The 17089-nt window shown below is 58.9% G+C and carries 15 protein-coding genes; 1 reads left to right on the top strand and 14 read right to left on the bottom strand.

Translation table 11 applies throughout. The features are described from left to right. Positions 1 to 133 precede the first annotated feature (133 nt). The 12 genes from ybgE to sdhC form a co-directional block, all read right to left on the bottom strand. Complete coding sequence (gene ybgE / locus AC6I7Z_RS06160; RefSeq protein WP_497813521.1) at positions 134 to 427, bottom strand: cyd operon protein YbgE; 294 nt, start codon at positions 425 to 427, stop codon at positions 134 to 136. Continuing rightward, positions 427 to 540 (bottom strand): cytochrome bd-I oxidase subunit CydX, encoded by a 114-nt coding sequence (cydX, locus tag AC6I7Z_RS06155; protein ID WP_497813520.1) that lies wholly within the window; start codon positions 538 to 540, stop codon positions 427 to 429. The genes ybgE and cydX overlap by 1 nt, the downstream gene beginning before the upstream one ends. A 15-nt stretch (positions 541 to 555) precedes the next feature. Next, on the bottom strand, positions 556 to 1695 hold the full coding sequence (gene cydB, locus AC6I7Z_RS06150) for a cytochrome d ubiquinol oxidase subunit II (RefSeq protein ID WP_497813519.1): 1140 nt from the start codon (positions 1693 to 1695) through the stop codon (positions 556 to 558). A gap of 11 nt (positions 1696 to 1706) precedes the next feature. Beyond that, the gene (gene cydA / locus AC6I7Z_RS06145; RefSeq protein ID WP_497813518.1) at positions 1707 to 3278 is read right to left on the bottom strand and encodes a cytochrome ubiquinol oxidase subunit I; all 1572 of its coding nucleotides are present in this window, start codon (positions 3276 to 3278) and stop codon (positions 1707 to 1709) included. Between the two features lie 595 nt (positions 3279 to 3873). After that, entirely contained in the window at positions 3874 to 4749 is an 876-nt protein-coding gene (gene sucD, locus AC6I7Z_RS06140; protein WP_033751698.1) for a succinate--CoA ligase subunit alpha, read from the bottom strand. After that, the gene (gene sucC, locus AC6I7Z_RS06135) at positions 4749 to 5915 is read right to left on the bottom strand and encodes an ADP-forming succinate--CoA ligase subunit beta (protein ID WP_033788974.1); all 1167 of its coding nucleotides are present in this window, start codon (positions 5913 to 5915) and stop codon (positions 4749 to 4751) included. Before sucC ends, sucD begins: the two co-directional genes overlap by 1 nt. A gap of 73 nt (positions 5916 to 5988) precedes the next feature. Continuing rightward, complete coding sequence (gene odhB / locus AC6I7Z_RS06130) at positions 5989 to 7209, bottom strand: 2-oxoglutarate dehydrogenase complex dihydrolipoyllysine-residue succinyltransferase (RefSeq protein WP_048786914.1); 1221 nt, start codon at positions 7207 to 7209, stop codon at positions 5989 to 5991. A gap of 16 nt (positions 7210 to 7225) precedes the next feature. Next, positions 7226 to 10033 (bottom strand): 2-oxoglutarate dehydrogenase E1 component, encoded by a 2808-nt coding sequence (gene sucA, locus AC6I7Z_RS06125; protein WP_497813517.1) that lies wholly within the window; start codon positions 10031 to 10033, stop codon positions 7226 to 7228. A 203-nt stretch (positions 10034 to 10236) separates the two neighbouring features. Continuing rightward, on the bottom strand, positions 10237 to 10953 hold the full coding sequence (locus tag AC6I7Z_RS06120; protein WP_033788969.1) for a succinate dehydrogenase iron-sulfur subunit: 717 nt from the start codon (positions 10951 to 10953) through the stop codon (positions 10237 to 10239). Positions 10954 to 10967: 14 nt separating this feature from the next. Continuing rightward, positions 10968 to 12734 carry a succinate dehydrogenase flavoprotein subunit gene (sdhA, locus tag AC6I7Z_RS06115; protein WP_497813516.1) on the bottom strand — a complete coding sequence of 589 codons (1767 nt, stop codon included), beginning with the start codon at positions 12732 to 12734 and terminating at the stop codon, positions 10968 to 10970. Beyond that, complete coding sequence (gene sdhD, locus AC6I7Z_RS06110; RefSeq protein ID WP_497813515.1) at positions 12735 to 13082, bottom strand: succinate dehydrogenase membrane anchor subunit; 348 nt, start codon at positions 13080 to 13082, stop codon at positions 12735 to 12737. Beyond that, a complete protein-coding gene (gene sdhC, locus AC6I7Z_RS06105; protein ID WP_033751718.1) occupies positions 13076 to 13465 on the bottom strand; it encodes a succinate dehydrogenase cytochrome b556 subunit in 390 nt (129 codons plus the stop codon). The genes sdhD and sdhC overlap by 7 nt, the downstream gene beginning before the upstream one ends. A 633-nt stretch (positions 13466 to 14098) precedes the next feature. Between sdhC and AC6I7Z_RS06100 the strand changes: the two genes are divergently transcribed. Further along, on the top strand, positions 14099 to 15382 hold the full coding sequence (locus AC6I7Z_RS06100; protein WP_033751723.1) for a citrate synthase: 1284 nt from the start codon (positions 14099 to 14101) through the stop codon (positions 15380 to 15382). A 258-nt stretch (positions 15383 to 15640) separates the two neighbouring features. Here the strand turns inward: AC6I7Z_RS06100 and nei are convergent, their stop codons facing one another. Together nei and pcp are read right to left on the bottom strand one after the other, a co-directional pair. Then, positions 15641 to 16429: an endonuclease VIII gene (nei, locus tag AC6I7Z_RS06095; protein WP_497813514.1), complete on the bottom strand. Its 789-nt coding sequence runs from the start codon at positions 16427 to 16429 to the stop codon at positions 15641 to 15643. 10 nt (positions 16430 to 16439) lie between these two features. Continuing rightward, entirely contained in the window at positions 16440 to 17087 is a 648-nt protein-coding gene (pcp, locus tag AC6I7Z_RS06090; RefSeq protein WP_497813513.1) for a pyroglutamyl-peptidase I, read from the bottom strand. Positions 17088 to 17089: the final 2 nt, after the last annotated feature.

The following is a 17089-nucleotide window of genomic DNA, read 5'->3' as shown; positions in this document are numbered from 1 at the left end:
GAGATTTGGGGTTGGGAATGGGATGCCAGAGCCAGGAGAAAATAATTATCGGAAGGTAACAATCAGAAGGATTTTCAGGAGATTTCTTGACCTGCCACTGACAATACCCACGATCAGCGGCGGAGATTTTCCGTCAGCGCCAGAACCAGTAAAGCGCCAACAGCAGAACGATCAGGGCCACCGGCGGCGAGAAGAGCGCCTGCCAGCGCGTGCGGCGCGGATGGAAGCCTGTGCCGTGGATCACGCCGGCGCACACCGCCCAGATAACCAGAATGCCCTGCCAGACCGAGAGCGTACTGGTGTGCGCGGCGTAGCGCGAGGGGTCCCAGAACAAACAGCCCGCGACAATCAGCGCCAGAATGAGCGAAAGGGCACGTAAAGGCCCTTTGTTCATCAGACGATATGACGTCCGAATCAGTTTACGCATCAGGCGTGCTCGTCCTGCGCGGCGCTGTCTTCAACGTGCTCAAGCGCCAGCGCGGTGATGATGCCGAAAGCGCAGGCCAGCAGGGTGCCGAGAATCCAGGCAAAATACCACATGCGTCGTCTCCTTAATCAGTAGAGAGAGTGCGTATTGCGCTCAATATGTTCTTTAGTGATCCGCCCGAACATCTTGTAGTAGCACCAGCTGGTGTAGGCCAGGATAATCGGGACGAAGATAATGGCGGCGAAGGTCATCACCGTCAGCGTGCGCTGGCTCGAGGTGGCATCCCACATCGTCAGGCTCATGCCGGGTTCGATGCTCGACGGCATGATAAAGGGAAACAGCGCGATGCCGGCGGTCATAATTACGCACGCCAGCGTCAGCGACGAGCTGACGAACGCCCAGCCGCCCTTCTCGCAGCGCGAGAACAGCACCGTCAGCAGCGGCAGCACCACGCCGAGCAGCGGAAAGAGCCACAGCGCCGGCATATGGTTAAAGTTCGCCAGCCAGGCGCCCGCCTCGCGCACCACGGTTTTGCCCAGCGGGTTCGACGCCGCGTGATGATCGATGGCGCTGGTCACCACATAGCCGTCGATGCCATATTTCACCCAGACGCCCGCCAGCACGAAGCAGACCAGCATCACCAGCGCCGCCACCTGCGCCACCGCGCGCGAACGCAGATGCAGCTCGCCTGCGGTGCGCATCTGCAAGTAGGTCGCGCCCTGCGTCAGGATCATCGCGACGCTGATCACGCCTGCCAGCAGCCCGAACGGATTGAGCAGCTGGAAGAAGTTGCCGGTGTACTCGAGGCGCAAAAATTCATCCGCGTGGAACGGCACGCCCTGCAGCAGATTGCCGAACGCGACGCCAATCACCAGCGGCGGCACGAAGCTGCCGATAAAGATGCCCCAGTCCCACATGCCTCGCCAGCGCATATCTTCAATTTTAGAACGATAATCGAAACCTACCGGACGAAAAAAGAGCGACGCCAGCACCAGAATCATCGCCACATAGAAGCCGGAGAAGGCGGCGGCGTACACCATCGGCCAGGCGGCGAACAGCGCCCCGCCTGCGGTGATCAGCCAGACCTGGTTGCCGTCCCAGTGCGGCGCGATGCTGTTGATCATAATGCGGCGCTCGGTGTCGTTGCGCCCCATCAGACGCGTCAGCATGCCGACGCCCATATCAAAGCCGTCTGCTACGGCGAAGCCCACCAGCAGAATGCCGATCAACAGCCACCAGACAAAGCGCAAAACTTCATAATCAAACATGGTTGCTCTCCTTAACCGCGTACCGGCTCAGCCGCCGCCGCGACCTGCTCATGGTGATAGCGTCCGGTTTTCAGGCTGCTCGGCCCAAGGCGCGCGAATTTAAACATCAGATACATCTCCGCCACGAGGAACAGCGTATAGAGGCCGCAGATCAGCAGCATGGAGAAGAGCAGATCGCCCACGGTCAGCGACGAGTTGGCCACCGAGGTCGGCAGCACTTCGCCGATCGCCCACGGCTGACGGCCATATTCGGCGACGAACCAGCCCGCCTCGACCGCGATCCACGGCAGCGGAATCCCGTAGAGCGCCGCCTTCAGCAGCCAGCGATGCTTGCCGACGCGGTTGCGGATCACGCTCCAGAACGCGAAGGTGATAATGCCCAGCAGCAGCACGCCAGCCAGCACCATAATGCGGAAGGCGAAATAGAGCGGCGCCACGCGCGGAATAGAATCTTTCACCGCCTGGCTGATTTGCGCCTCGGTGGCATCCGTCACGTTCGGGGTATAGCGTTTCAGCAGCAGGCCGTAGCCCAGATCCTGTTTGCGCTGGTCGAAGGCCTCACGCACCGCCGGATCTTCGCTGCCGCTGCGCAGCTGGTTCAGCAGCGCGTAGGCTTTCATGCCGTTGCGGATGCGCACCTCATGCTGCGCCATCAGATCTTTCAGGCCGGTGACCGGCGTATCGACAGATCGCGTGGCAATCAGGCCAAGCAGGCCAGGGATCTGCACCGCCGCGGCGTTTTCCTGTTTATCCTGATCCGGCAGGCCGAACAGCGTAAAGGCCGCCGGCGCGGGCTGGGTATCCCATTCGGCTTCGATAGCGGCGAGCTTGGTTTTCTGCACGTCGCCCATTTCGTAGCCCGACTCGTCGCCCAGCACGATAACCGACAGCACCGCAGCCATGCCGAAGCTGGCAGCGATGGCGAACGAACGTTTGGCAAAGGCGACGTCGCGTCCCTTAAGCAGATACCAGGCGCTGATGCCGAGAATAAACATGGCGCCGGTGGTGTAGCCCGCTGCCACGGTGTGCACGAACTTCACCTGCGCAACCGGGTTGAGCACCAGTTCAGAGAAGCTCAGCATCTCCATACGCATGGTTTCGTAATTGAACGCGGAGGCGATGGGATTCTGCATCCAGCCGTTCGCCACCAGGATCCAGAGCGCCGACAGGTTAGAACCCAGCGCCACCAGCCAGGTCACCGCCAGATGCTGCGTTTTGCTCAGGCGATCCCAGCCGAAGAAAAAGAGGCCGACAAAGGTGGATTCCAGGAAGAACGCCATCAGCCCTTCGATGGCGAGCGGCGCACCGAAGATGTCGCCGACGTAGTGAGAGTAATAAGACCAGTTGGTTCCGAACTGAAACTCCATGGTCAGACCGGTGGCCACGCCCAGCGCAAAGTTAATGCCGAATAACTTGCCCCAGAATTTGGTCATATCTTTATAGATTTGTTTGCCGCTCAGGACGTAAACCGTTTCCATGATCGCCAGCAAAAACGCCATACCGAGCGTAAGCGGGACAAACAGGAAATGGTACATCGCCGTTAAGGCAAACTGTAAACGCGACAGCTCGACGATATCTAGCATAATGACTCCTTGCTCCTCGCATGACCTTACTCTGCGAATAACAACGGCGAACAACTGGCATTGACGCAGAGAATAAGATTCAGGAACGACTGATTATTGATTCCAGCTTTTGTTACCGACGGATCAGACGCATCCGCGGCCCGACGTGAGCGAGTAACAGTGGTGAAACTTCCCCGAAAAGCACCATTCAGTTGATTTCAGGCTGGCGAGAGAGAAAAGCTGGCGGCACTGATTTAGCGCGACCTGGCGCAATCTCCTGGATGTTTTTGGAAACGACTGAATTGATGCAGCGCAATTAAAACCGGTTGGCTTACACTTTGCCAGCGGTAAAGTTTGTTAAATATCGAGAATTATTGATCTGGATTAAGGCTATTAATTTTCAGATATGTAGCCTTAAGAATATTGTTAATTAGTTGTCATCGCGCGATGACGTAATTAAGAAAAGCATTACCTTTAATTTCACTTTTTAACCTCCCCTTTAAAAAGCTACCGCCTTCTTCCCGTGCTTAAATAACGCGTTCAGCGCCCTGCTCTCTCTCTGCTGGCAAAAAAAAAGCCACCCCAGAGGGTGGCCTGATAGCTGATGCGTGCGCGCTTATTTTGCTGGCAGCACCGCTTTCACCGCGTCGCCGATATCGGCGAGGCTGCGCACGGTTTTCACGCCTGCCGCTTCCAGCGCAGCGAACTTCTCGTCCGCCGTGCCTTTGCCGCCGGCGATGATGGCGCCCGCATGGCCCATACGCTTGCCTTTCGGCGCGGTTACGCCTGCGATATAGCCAACAACCGGTTTGGTGACGTGCTCTTTAATGAACGCCGCCGCCTCTTCTTCCGCGCTGCCGCCGATCTCACCGATCATGACGATCGCTTCGGTCTGCGGATCATCCTGGAACATTTTCAGGATGTCGATGAAGTTGGAGCCTGGGATCGGGTCGCCGCCGATGCCGACGCAGGTCGACTGGCCGTAGCCGATATCCGTGGTCTGCTTCACCGCTTCATAGGTCAGGGTGCCGGAGCGCGACACGATGCCGACGCGGCCTGGCTGATGGATGTGACCCGGCATGATGCCGATTTTGCATTCGCCTGGGGTGATCACGCCCGGACAGTTCGGGCCGATCATACGCACGCCCGCTTCATCCAGCTTCACTTTGATCGTCAGCATATCCAGCGTCGGGATGCCTTCGGTGATGGTGATGATCAGCTTGATGCCGGCATCAATCGCTTCCAGGATGCCGTCTTTACAGAACGGCGCCGGAACGTAGATCACGGTCGCCGTCGCGCCGGTGGCTTCTACCGCTTCGCGCACGGTGTTGAACACCGGCAGGCCGAGATGGGTGGTGCCGCCTTTGCCCGGCGTCACGCCGCCAACCAGCTGCGTGCCGTAAGCCAGCGCCTGCTCAGAGTGGAACGTACCCTGACCGCCAGTAAAACCCTGGCAAATCACTTTAGTGTTTTTGTCGATCAGAATAGACATTATTTCCCCTCCGCAGCCGCAACGACGCGCTGTGCCGCGTCTGTCAGGCTGGTTGCTGCAATGATGTTCAGTCCGCTGTCCGCCAGTTTCTGTGCGCCCAGCTCAGCGTTGTTTCCTTCCAGACGCACCACGACCGGCACGTTGACGCCGACTTCCGCCACCGCGCCGATGATGCCGTCGGCAATCAGGTCGCAGCGCACGATGCCGCCGAAGATGTTAACGAATACCGCTTTCACCGCATCGTCGGAAAGGATGATTTTAAAGGCTTCGGTAACGCGCTCTTTGGTCGCGCCGCCGCCCACGTCGAGGAAGTTGGCCGGCTGGCCGCCGTGGTGCTTAACGATGTCCATGGTGCCCATCGCCAGACCTGCGCCGTTAACCATACAGCCGATATTGCCTTCCAGCGCGACGTAGTTCAGTTCCCACTGCGTAGCGTGCGCTTCGCGCGGATCTTCCTGGCTCGGATCGCGCATTTCGCGCAGCTCCGGCTGACGGAACAGCGCGTTGCCGTCCACGCCCAGCTTGCCGTCGAGGCAGACCAGATCGCCCTGCTTAGTGATCACCAGCGGGTTGATCTCAACCAGCGCCAGGTCGCGCTCCAGGAACAGCGTCGCCAGGCCCATAAAGATTTTCGTGAACTGGCTGACCTGCTTGCCTGTCAGGCCGAGTTTGAACGCCAGCTCGCGGCCCTGGTAAGGCTGCGGACCGGTCAGCGGATCGAGCGCCATTTTGTGGATCAGGTGCGGGGTCTCTTCCGCCACTTTCTCAATCTCAACGCCGCCTTCGGTCGAGGCCATAAAGACCACGCGACGGGTCGCACGGTCTACCACCGCGCCCAGATAGAGTTCCTGATCGATGTCGGTGGCCGCTTCAACCAGAATCTGGTTTACCGGCTGGCCGTCGGCGTCAGTTTGATAGGTCACCAGGCGTTTGCCCAGCCAGTGTTCAGCGAAAGCGCGAATCTCTTCTTTGCTGTTAACCACTTTCACGCCGCCCGCTTTACCGCGTCCGCCGGCATGAACCTGACATTTTACTACCCACGGGCCAGAACCAATTTTAGAGGCCGCTTCTTCCGCTTCGCGTGGCGTAGTGCAGGCGTAGCCGGTGGGTGCCGGCATACCATACCGTGCAAACAGCTGTTTCGCCTGGTATTCGTGTAAGTTCATGATGTTCTATCCATTCAGGTCTGAAAAGAGTAATAAGGTTGGGCGCGCGTTTCGTCGGCGCGCCCGGCAAAAATCAGACGTCCAGCAGCAGACGTGCCGGATCTTCCAGCAGCTCTTTCACCGCCACCAGATAGCTGACCGATTCACGGCCGTCGATCAAGCGGTGATCGTAGGAGAGCGCCAGATACATCATCGGCAGCACCACGACCTGACCATTGACCGCCATCGGACGATCTTTGATGGCGTGCATGCCCAGGATGGCGCTCTGCGGCGGGTTGATGATCGGCGTCGACATCAGCGAGCCGAAAACGCCGCCGTTGGTGATGGTGAAGTTGCCGCCGGTCAGCTCGTCGACCGTCAGCTTGCCGTCACGGCCTTTCACCGCCAGCTCTTTGATTTTCTTCTCGATGTCCGCCATGCTCAGCGCGTCGACATCTTTCAGCACCGGGGTCACCAGGCCGCGCGGCGTGGAGACGGCGATGCTGACGTCGAAGTAGTTGTGATACACCACATCTTCGCCGTCGATTGAGGCGTTCACTTCCGGGAAACGCTTCAGCGCTTCCACCACAGCCTTAAGGTAGAAGGACATAAAGCCCAGACGCACGCCGTGACGCTTCTCGAAGGAATCGCCGTACTGCTTGCGTAGATCCATGATCGGCTTCATGTTCACTTCGTTGAAGGTGGTCAGCATGGCGGTGCTGTTCTTCGCTTCCAGCAGACGCTCGGCCACGCGCTTGCGCAGACGGGTCATCGGCACGCGTTTTTCGCTGCGGTTGGCGACGGCTGGCTGCGGCGCAGCTTCAGCGGCGGCCGGCGCGGCTTTGGCCGCGGCAGGTTTGTTCGCCAGATGCTTTTCCACATCTTCGCGCGTAATACGACCGCCGACGCCGCTGCCTTTAATCTGCGTCGCGTCGAGATCGTGTTCAGCGATCAGGCGACGAATGGCCGGGCTCAGCGCATCGTTGCTCTCTTCTTCCAGCGACGCGGTCTGGCGCTGCGCCGGCGTGGACTCGTTGGCTTCGGCTTTGGCGCTGGTCTCTTTGCCAGCGCTGTTGCCCTCTTTCAGGCGACCCAGAATCTGACGCGACGTAACGGTCGCGCCTTCATCTTCCAGCACGGCTTCAAGCACGCCGTCAGCCTGGGCCGGCACTTCCAGTACCACTTTGTCTGTTTCGATCTCTACCAGCACTTCGTCGCGGCTTACCGCATCGCCTGGTTTTTTGTGCCAGGTTGCCACGGTGGCATCGGCAACGGATTCAGGCAGGTCGGGAACGAGAATATCTACGCTACTCATTATCTTTCCTTTTAAATTAACCAAGGTTCAGCGCGTCATTAACCAGGTCTTGCTGCTGTTGTTGATGTACGGACATATAGCCCACGGCCGGCGAAGCGGAGGCCGGACGGCCCGCATAGCGCAGCGACGCGCCAAACGGAACCACTTCGCGGAAGTGATGCTGGCTACAATACCATGCGCCCTGATTCAGCGGCTCTTCCTGACACCAGACGAAATCCTGCACATGGGCATAATCTTTTAACGCATCCTGCACCGCTTTATGCGGGAACGGATAGAGCTGCTCGATGCGCACGATGGCGACATCGGTCTGCTCGTTTTTGCGGCGCTGTTCCAGCAGATCGTAGTAGACCTTGCCGGAGCAGAGCACCACGCGTTTCACCTGCTGCGGATCGAGCGCGTCGATTTCGCCGATAGCGGGCTGGAAGCTGCCGTTGGCCAGCTCGTCCAGCGACGAGATCGCCAGCGGATGACGCAGCAGCGACTTCGGCGACATCACGATCAGCGGACGGCGCATACCGCGCAGCGCCTGACGACGCAGCATGTGGTAAACCTGCGCCGGCGTGGAGGGCACGCACACCTGCATGTTCTGCTCGGCGCAGAGTTGCAGGTAACGCTCCAGACGCGCGGAGGAGTGTTCCGGGCCCTGGCCTTCGTAGCCGTGCGGCAGCAGCATCACCAGGCCGCACATACGACCCCACTTCTGCTCGCCGGAGCTGATGAACTGGTCGATCACCACCTGCGCGCCGTTGGCGAAGTCGCCGAACTGCGCTTCCCAGATAGTCAGGGTGCGCGGCTCTGCGGTGGCGTAGCCATATTCGAACGCCAGCACCGCCTCTTCCGACAGCACGGAGTCCCACACCTTAAACTGGCCCTGTCCATTATGGATATGGTGCAGCGGCGTATAGGTCGAACCGTTAGCCTGGTTGTGGATCACCGCATGACGGTGGAAGAAGGTGCCGCGACCGGAGTCTTCGCCGGAGAGACGCACCGGAATGCCCTCATCCACTAGCGTGGCGTAGGCCAGATTCTCGGCGCCGCCCCAGTCGAAGGGCTTGTTGCCTTCGGCCATCTCTTTACGGTCGTTGTAGATTTTCGCTACGCGCGCCTGCACTTCGACCGCGTCGGGGATTTGGCTGATGCGGCGCGCCAGCTCCTGCAGACGTTTCGGTTCGACGGTGGCCGGGTAGCTCTCATCCCACTCATGGTTGAGGTAAGGCGACCAGGTAAAGGAGTGCAGGCTCATCGGACGCCATTCGGCCACCACGCATTCGCCCGCGTCCAGCGCGTCGCGATAGAGATTGACCATCTCGGTCGCATCTTCCGCGCTGGCGGAGCCTTCCGCCGCCAGGCGATCGGCATAGAGCTTACGCGGCGTCGGATGCTTTTTGATCTTCTGATACATCAGCGGCTGGGTCGCGCTCGGCTCGTCGGCTTCGTTATGGCCGTGACGGCGGTAGCAAACCAGGTCGATAAAGACGTCGCGCTTGAAGGTGTTGCGATAGTCGAGCGCCAGACGCGTGACAAAGGCCACCGCTTCCGGGTCGTCCGCATTGACGTGGAAGATCGGCGCCAGCACCATTTTACCGATATCGGTACAGTACGGCGTCGAACGGGCGTCGCGCGGGTTGGAGGTGGTAAAGCCCACCTGGTTGTTGATCACGATACGGACGGTGCCGCCGACTTCATAGCCGCGCGCCTGAGACATGTTCAGGGTTTCCTGCACCACGCCCTGGCCGATAACCGCGGCGTCGCCGTGGATGGTGATCGGCAGTACCTGGTTGCTGCCCGGCGAATCGAGACGATCGAGACGCGCGCGCACCGAGCCCATAACCACCGGGCTGACGATTTCCAGATGCGACGGGTTAAACGCCAGCGCCAGATGCACCAGGCCGCCCTCGGTCTCAACGTCAGACGAGAAGCCCATATGGTATTTCACGTCGCCGGTGCCGAGGTGATCTTTATGCTTGCCGGAGAACTCGTCGAAGAGATCCTGCGGCTTTTTGCCCAGCACGTTGATCAGCACGTTAAGGCGACCGCGGTGCGCCATACCCAGCACCACTTCGCGCGTGCCGCTCTTGCCCGCGTGGCGGATCATTTCGCGCAGCATCGGGATCAGCGCGTCGCCGCCCTCCAGCGAGAAGCGTTTCGCGCCCGGGAATTTCGCGCCCAGGTATTTTTCCAGCCCTTCCGCTGCGGTCAGCTCTTTCAGGAAACCTTTTTTCTTTTCGCTGCTAAAAGCTGCACGGCCCGCCGCCGATTCAAGACGCTGCTGGATCCAGCGCTTCTCTTCGGTGTTGTTGATGTGCATGTACTCTGCGCCGATAGAGCCGCAATAGGTCTGCTGCAGCGCATCGAAGAGGTCAGCCAGCTTCATGGTCTCTTTGCCGATGGCGAAAGAGCCTACGTTAAAGCTTTCCTGAAAATCGGCGTCGGTCAGATCGTGAAAAGCGGGATCGAGGTCAGCGACGCGATCCTGCTTCCACAGGCCAAGCGGGTCGAGATTCGCATGCTGATGGCCGCGAAAACGGAAGGCGTTAATCAGCTGCAGGACTTTAACCTGCTTTGAATTGGCGGCCGGATCGGAGACGGTGGAGGTGTAACGAGATGCATCTTTCGCCAGGCGACGAAAGTATTCGCGCGTGGTGGAGTGAAACTGTTCAGGTTTCACGCCGGTGCCCGGCAGCTGTTGGAACATCGTGCGCCACACTGCATCGACAGAGTCCGGATCGGTCAGGAAATCCTCATAGAGTTGCTCTATGTAAGACTGGTTCGCGCCGGCCAGCCAGGAGGAGTCCAGCCAGGGCTTCATCGCGCTGTTCTGCATTGTGATCCCTTAAGCATTACTATGCTTTTTTGAGGTTTCATTTGTTGCCGCTTTCGCGGTTTGCCGTAGTGAGTTCAGCGATACGAGCCTGTGCGCTCACACGCGCCCTGCCCGTAAGGGAACCTTGCTAAGCGTGGCGTCGCCGCGCTTAGCAAGGCTTCCGTAAAACGCCGGGAACCTGAGGTTCCCGGACGGATACTGTTTTACGCGCCCCGCTGCAGCAGCATCGACTTGATATGGCCGATGGCGCGCGTCGGGTTCAGCCCTTTCGGACACACGCTCACACAGTTCATAATACTGTGACAGCGGAAAACGCTGAAAGCGTCGTTCAGATTGTCCAGACGCGCTTCAGTTTCGGTGTCGCGGCTGTCGATCAGGAAGCGATACGCGGCCAGCAGACCCGCAGGCCCGACGAACTTGTCCGGGTTCCACCAGAACGACGGACAGGAGGTCGAGCAGCAGGCGCAGAGAATACACTCGTACAAACCATCCAGATGCTCGCGCTCGGCAGGCGACTGCAGATGTTCGCGCGCCGGCGGATTCTCTCCATTATTCAACAGGTAAGGCTTAATCTTCTCATACTGCGCGTAGAATTGCCCCATATCCACGACCAGGTCGCGAACCACCGGCAGGCCCGGCAGCGGACGAATAACGATCTTCTTCGTGCCGTTGCCCAGCGCCGACACCGGCGTGATGCACGCCAGGCCATTTTTGCCGTTCATATTGAGGCCGTCGGAGCCGCACACGCCTTCGCGGCAGGAGCGACGAAACGCCAGCGTCGGATCTTTCTCTTTCAGCCGGATAAGCGCGTCCAGCAGCATCATGTCGCGGCCGTCTTCCGATTCCAGCGTGTAATCCTGCATGCGCGGCGCGGCGTCGACTTCAGGATTGTAGCGATAAATTGAAAACTCGAGTTTCATGATCGTCTCCGCTATTAGTAGGTACGCACTTTCGGCGGGAAGGCCGCGCGCAGTTTCGGCTGCATGTTCACCTCGCGGCGCGTCATGCTCTCGGTTTCGGGGACGTAGAGACTGTGGCACAACCAGTTTTCATCATCGCGATCCGGGAAGTCGAATCGACTGTGCGCGCCGCGGCTCTCGGTGCGGAAGTTCGCCGCAACCGCCGTGGCGTAAGCCGTTTCCATCAGGTTATCCAGCTCCAGGCACTCAATACGCTGGGTATTGAAGTCCGGTGAACGGTCATCCAGACGGGCTGATTTCAGACGCTCGCGAATCTGTTTCAGCTCTTCCAGACCCTGCTTCATCGCATCGCCTTCGCGGAATACTGAGAAGTTGTTCTGCATGCAGCGCTGCAGCGCTTTACGAATTTCTACCGGATCTTCGCCGGTGGTGTTGCTTTCCCAGCGGTTGAAGCGCGCCATGGCGGCGTCGATTTCATCCAGCGTGGCGTCGCGCAGCGGACCCTGCTGTTCGATGCACTCCATCAGATGCACGCCGGCCGCGCGGCCGAATACCACCAGGTCCAGCAGCGAGTTGCCGCCGAGACGGTTGGCGCCGTGCACCGAGACGCAGGCGATTTCGCCGACGGCGAACAGGCCGGGGATCACTTCATCTTCGCCCTGCGCGTTGACGCGCAGCGCCTGGCCGGTCACTTTGGTCGGAATGCCGCCCATCATATAGTGACAGGTCGGGATCACCGGAATCGGCTCTTTGATCGGATCGGCGTGCGCGAAGGTGCGCGACAGCTCAAGGATGCCCGGCAGACGCGACTCCAGCACTTCAGCGCCCAGGTGATCGAGCTTCAGTTTAATGTGCGGGCCCCACGGACCGTCGCAGCCGCGGCCTTCGCGGATTTCGATCATCATGGAGCGCGCGACCACGTCGCGGCCCGCCAGATCTTTGGCGTTCGGCGCGTAACGCTCCATAAAGCGCTCGCCATGTTTGTTCAGCAGATAACCGCCTTCGCCGCGGCACCCTTCGGTCACCAGCACGCCGGCGCCGGCGATGCCGGTCGGATGGAACTGCCACATCTCCATATCCTGCACCGGCACGCCTGCGCGCAGCGCCATGCCGACGCCGTCGCCGGTATTGATGTGGGCGTTGGTGGTCGACTGATAGATACGGCCGGCGCCGCCGGTCGCCAGAATGGTCGCTTTGGCTTTGAAGTAGACGGTTTCGCCGGTTTCAATGCAGATCGCCGTACAGCCGACGATGGCGCCGTCCTGATTTTTCACCAGGTCGAGCGCATACCATTCGGAGAAGATGGTGGTTTTGTTTTTCAGGTTCTGCTGATAGAGCGTATGCAGGAGCGCGTGACCGGTACGGTCCGCCGCCGCCGCGGTGCGTGCCGCCTGCTCGCCGCCGAAGTTTTTCGACTGGCCGCCGAACGGACGCTGATAAACGCGGCCATCCTCCAGACGGGAGAACGGCAGCCCCATATGTTCCAGCTCCAGAATCGCTTCCGGGCCGGTTTTGCACATATATTCGATCGCGTCCTGGTCGCCGATATAGTCGGAACCTTTGACGGTGTCGTACATATGCCATTCCCAGTTGTCTTCATGGGTGTTGCCGAGCGCGACGGTAATACCGCCCTGCGCAGACACGGTGTGGGAACGGGTCGGGAAGACTTTCGACAGCAGGGCGCAGCTCTGGCCCGACTGGGAGATTTGCAGTGCGGCGCGCATTCCCGCGCCGCCTGCGCCGATCACCACGGCATCAAATTCTCTGACTGGCAAATTCATTTACACACCCCACACCACAACAGTTCCATAAATTGCATACGACAACAGCGCGATCACAATCGCAAACTGCAGAATCAGACGCACGGCCAGACCTTTTACGTAGTCGGTCAGCACTTGCCACATTCCAATCCAGCCGTGGATCAGAATCGAGAACAGCGTCAGCAGAGTGAACACTTTGGTGAACGACGAGGCGAAGAAGCCGCGCCAGACATCATAGGTCAGCGTGTCGGTCAGGGCGATAAAGCCCACGATGTAGAGGATGTAGAGCGTAATGAGGATTGCCGAAGCGCGCAGCAGCAGCCAGTCCTGAATGCCGTTGCGGCCCAACGCGGATGCATTGCTTACCATACGAGAACTCCTGCCAGGATTGAAAGCACGACAGTAATGCCGAAGGTGACCCACGCAGATTGGCGGCCGATAGCCAGCGTCTCAGCAAGGTAACCAAAGTCCATCAACATATGACGAATCCCGCCCACCGTGTGGAATGCCAGCGCGGTAAGGATGCCCCAGAGAATAAACTTCACGAAGAAGCTATCCATAATGGCGGCAGCGTGCTGGAAACCTTCCGGGGAAGAGAGAGAAGTGCCCAGCAACCAGAGCAGGATACCGAGAGCCACAAAGGTTATGACGCCGGAAACGCGGTGGAGAATGGACGATATTGCAGTAACGGGAAACCGGATCGTCGAGAGATCCAAGTTGACAGGTCTTTGTTTTTTCACGGTTTTGCCCACACAGCTCTTTTTTATTTTGCTTCCTCCGGTCCCTGAGGCGGAGTCGAATCACAGGTGTGTTCAGACTTTAACCGTCACCAAATCAGCAACATCCAGTGTTAATTGACGCGGTAGAAACGCTGGGTGGCTCCTGGTGTCAGGGGGTTTCCGGAGACCTGGCGGCAGTATAGGACGATCACATTCTTATTACAATTACCCTACAATCTCTTTGGGTACATTTGGGTGAAACAGTGATCCGACTCACGAATTTCACATTTAATACAAATTTAATTATCTGATTTGACAAAAGTTCAACAATTCAGTTACAAACTAGGGCATCAAACCCCAGTGATGCACAAAAGTTATGGGGATACACTTTCCCCTAAGCACAAGTTATGTAACATTCTGGTTATGAGCACCCTAAAACAACAGGTTGTTGATTACCAGAAAGTTATGTCCAGACCGGATCTTTAACAACCGCGATATGCAGAATTTCATGACTGCCAGGTTCCCTGCCGGGACACGCCTCTCACTCTGTACCCTGCACCCGCGCTGTTACCGCAGAGTGTTATTGTGAAGTTAATGGCGACCGCAACATGACCGCTTTTCAGGTGTCTAAGATCCATACTTACATAAGGCGCTATGGAGACGAAAATGACAGATAAAAAAGTGACGCTAACCCTACAAGATGACACCGCTCTTGAGCTGGACGTGCTGCAAGGCACCCTTGGGCAGGATGTGGTTGATGTCCGCGCCCTGGGCTCCAGCGGCCTTTTCACCTTTGACCCGGGTTTCACCTCTACAGCGTCATGCGAATCCAAAATCACCTTTATCGACGGCGATGAAGGCATTCTGCTGCATCGCGGCTTCCCTATCGATCAGTTGGCGACCCACTCTAACTATCTGGAAGTGTGCTATATCCTGTTGAACGGCGAAGCGCCGACGCAGAAGCAGTTTGAAGAGTTCCGCGAGACCGTAACCCGCCATACCATGATCCATGAGCAGATTACCCGTCTGTTCCACGGCTTCCGTCGCGACTCCCACCCAATGGCGGTGATGTGCGGCGTGACCGGCGCGCTGGCTGCCTTCTATCACGATTCGCTGGATGTGAATAACGAGCGTCACCGTGAAATCGCCGCGTTCCGTCTGCTGTCGAAGATGCCGACCATGGCGGCGATGTGTTACAAATATTCTATTGGTCAGCCTTTCGTTTATCCGCGCAACGATCTCTCCTACGCCGGCAACTTCCTGCATATGATGTTCGCCACTCCGTGTGAAGAGTACAAGGTGAACCCGGTGCTGGAACGCGCGATGGACCGTATTCTGATCCTGCACGCCGACCATGAGCAGAACGCCTCTACTTCTACCGTGCGCACCGCAGGCTCGTCCGGCGCCAACCCGTTCGCCTGTATCGCCGCGGGCATCGCCTCGCTGTGGGGACCGGCGCACGGCGGCGCAAACGAAGCGACCCTGCGTATGCTGGAAGAGATCAGTACCGTTGAGCATATTCCGGAATTTGTGCGCCGCGCGAAAGACAAAAACGACTCTTTCCGCCTGATGGGCTTCGGTCACCGCGTGTACAAGAACTACGACCCGCGCGCCACCGTGATGCGCGAGACCTGTCACGAAGTGCTGAACGAGCTGGGCATGAAGGATGACCTGCTGGAAGTGGCGATGGAGCTGGAGCATATCGCGCTGAACGACCCCTACTTTATCGAGCGTAAACTCTATCCGAACGTCGATTTTTACTCCGGCATTATTCTGAAAGCGATGGGTATTCCGTCTTCGATGTTTACCGTGATCTTCGCCATGGCGCGCACCGTCGGCTGGATCGCCCACTGGAAAGAGATGCATGACGAAGGGATGAAAATCGCGCGTCCGCGTCAGCTTTATACCGGCTATACCGAGCGTGAGTTTACGTCTGCGCTGAAGAAATAATTCAGATTTTGCCCAATAAAAAAAAGCGGAGAGAAATCTCCGCTTTTTTTATGGGTTTGGTGATGATTAGGAGCAACAGGCTTCAGTCGCCTGAAAGCCTGGTGCCAATCGCGGGTAACCGGGTCCGATCGCAAAGTCGCTTTTCGCATCCCTGCTCGCTCGGCCCACGCCATCCCTGGCGTGGGACGCTTTGCTCCTCGGGTCTGGCTACCCACTCCTCTAGCTTTTAAGTCGTCTGTAGCAACAGGCCGTGCCCTTTTAGTGCTGACAGCCCGGACACCAGTAAAACGGCCGCGACGACAGCGTTCCCTTCTGAATAATCTCGCCGCAGCGCCGGCACTTCTTGCCCTGCCGATGAAACACCTCAAAGCGAAACGCCGCGCCGTGATGGTACTTCTTCATCGTGCCGCGCATCCGGTAGGAGTGACGCGGTATCGCCAGCAGCGCCTCGCTGAGCAGGTCAAGCTGCTCATCCGTTAAATCCTGCGCGCGATGCTGCGCCAGCAGACCCGCCTGCCAGAGGATCTCCACGCGCAGATAGTTGCCCAGCCCCGCCAGAAACGCCTGATCGAGCAGCAGCCCGCTGAACTGACGGCGGCGAAAACGCGGCGACAGCAGCCGCTCGCGCACCGTCGCCACGTCAAGCTGCGCATCGAGCACGTCGGGGCCGACGCGGTTTAAAAACGGATGCGCCGCCAGCGACTCGGCGTTCAGCAGTTCGATATCGGAGGCGCTGTAGAGCAGAATGGCGCGATCGGCGACCGCCAGCCGCACGCGCAGCTGACGTTTGGTTTCCGGCACCGTGCCGCTCTCCACCACCCGCCAGACGCCGTACAGCTGATTATGGCTGTAGAGCGTCAGACCGTTGGAAAAGTGCGTCAGCAGCGCTTTGCCGCGCGTCTCGATGGCGTTGACCTGCTCGCCCAGCAGCGCGGGCTCGTAAGTTTTGAGTGCGGGAAAGGCAAACCAGACGTCCGTCAACGGCTTGCCGACAATCGCTTCTTCAAGCTGATCCGCCGCGCGGCGGATCTCCGGTCCTTCAGGCATAGTCGTCCTCTTAGTGCGTGGCGCCGCCGCCGACTTTCAGGTCCGTTTCCGTCTCCAGCGAGACGCGAATGGCGATCTCCAGCGCCTGCATCACGTGATCGCGCGCCATGCTCGGCGCGCCGGGATGCTGCGCCGCCTGCTCCGGCAGATAGGGAATATGCACGAAGCCGCCGCGCACGCGGTTGCCCTGAGAATGCAGCCGGTGCAGCAGACCGTACATCACGCGATTGCAGGTAAAGGTGCCGGCGGTTTGCGACACCGACGCGGGGATTCCGGCCGTGCGCACCGCGGCGACAATCGCCTTAATCGGCAGCGTGGAGAAATAGCCCGCCGGGCCGTCCGCCACAATCGGCTCGTCCACCGGCTGCTGCCCCGCGTTATCGGCGATGCGCGCGTCGTCGACGTTAATGCCGATGCGCTCGACGGTGATATCGCTGCGCCCACCCGCCTGGCCGACCGAGAGAATCAAATCGGGCTCGACTTCATCCATGGCGGCATAGAGCACGCCGAGCACGTCGCTAAAGACCACCGGCAGCTGACGCGCCACGATGCGCGCGCCGCCGATCGCTTTGCCTTCGAGCGCGCGCACCGCTTCCCACGAGGGATTAATCGTTTCGCCGCCGAAAGGCTCGAACGCCGTGACTAATACCGTCTTCATAC

The sequence above is a fragment of the Pantoea sp. X-Soil-MYKO-1289 genome (genome assembly GCF_059730625.1).
Note: the sequence above shows the minus strand (reverse complement) of the source record. Positions and strands in the feature narration are given on the sequence as shown.

What these genes read in the sequence shown, in the direction of transcription:
- cydX (WP_497813520.1), bottom strand. Translation starts at nt 540, where the DNA reads ATGTGGTATTTTGCCTGGATTCTCGGCACCCTGCTGGCCTGCGCTTTC.
- nei (WP_497813514.1), bottom strand. Translation starts at nt 16,429, where the DNA reads ATGCCTGAAGGACCGGAGATCCGCCGCGCGGCGGATCAGCTTGAAGAA.
- sdhD (WP_497813515.1), bottom strand. Translation starts at nt 13,082, where the DNA reads ATGGTAAGCAATGCATCCGCGTTGGGCCGCAACGGCATTCAGGACTGG.
- sucC (WP_033788974.1), bottom strand. Translation starts at nt 5,915, where the DNA reads ATGAACTTACACGAATACCAGGCGAAACAGCTGTTTGCACGGTATGGT.
- sucD (WP_033751698.1), bottom strand. Translation starts at nt 4,749, where the DNA reads ATGTCTATTCTGATCGACAAAAACACTAAAGTGATTTGCCAGGGTTTT.
- odhB (WP_048786914.1), bottom strand. Translation starts at nt 7,209, where the DNA reads ATGAGTAGCGTAGATATTCTCGTTCCCGACCTGCCTGAATCCGTTGCC.
- pcp (WP_497813513.1), bottom strand. Translation starts at nt 17,087, where the DNA reads ATGAAGACGGTATTAGTCACGGCGTTCGAGCCTTTCGGCGGCGAAACG.
- sucA (WP_497813517.1), bottom strand. Translation starts at nt 10,033, where the DNA reads ATGCAGAACAGCGCGATGAAGCCCTGGCTGGACTCCTCCTGGCTGGCC.
- AC6I7Z_RS06120 (WP_033788969.1), bottom strand. Translation starts at nt 10,953, where the DNA reads ATGAAACTCGAGTTTTCAATTTATCGCTACAATCCTGAAGTCGACGCC.
- sdhA (WP_497813516.1), bottom strand. Translation starts at nt 12,734, where the DNA reads ATGAATTTGCCAGTCAGAGAATTTGATGCCGTGGTGATCGGCGCAGGC.
- cydA (WP_497813518.1), bottom strand. Translation starts at nt 3,278, where the DNA reads ATGCTAGATATCGTCGAGCTGTCGCGTTTACAGTTTGCCTTAACGGCG.
- AC6I7Z_RS06100 (WP_033751723.1), top strand. Translation starts at nt 14,099, where the DNA reads ATGACAGATAAAAAAGTGACGCTAACCCTACAAGATGACACCGCTCTT.
- cydB (WP_497813519.1), bottom strand. Translation starts at nt 1,695, where the DNA reads ATGTTTGATTATGAAGTTTTGCGCTTTGTCTGGTGGCTGTTGATCGGC.
- ybgE (WP_497813521.1), bottom strand. Translation starts at nt 427, where the DNA reads ATGCGTAAACTGATTCGGACGTCATATCGTCTGATGAACAAAGGGCCT.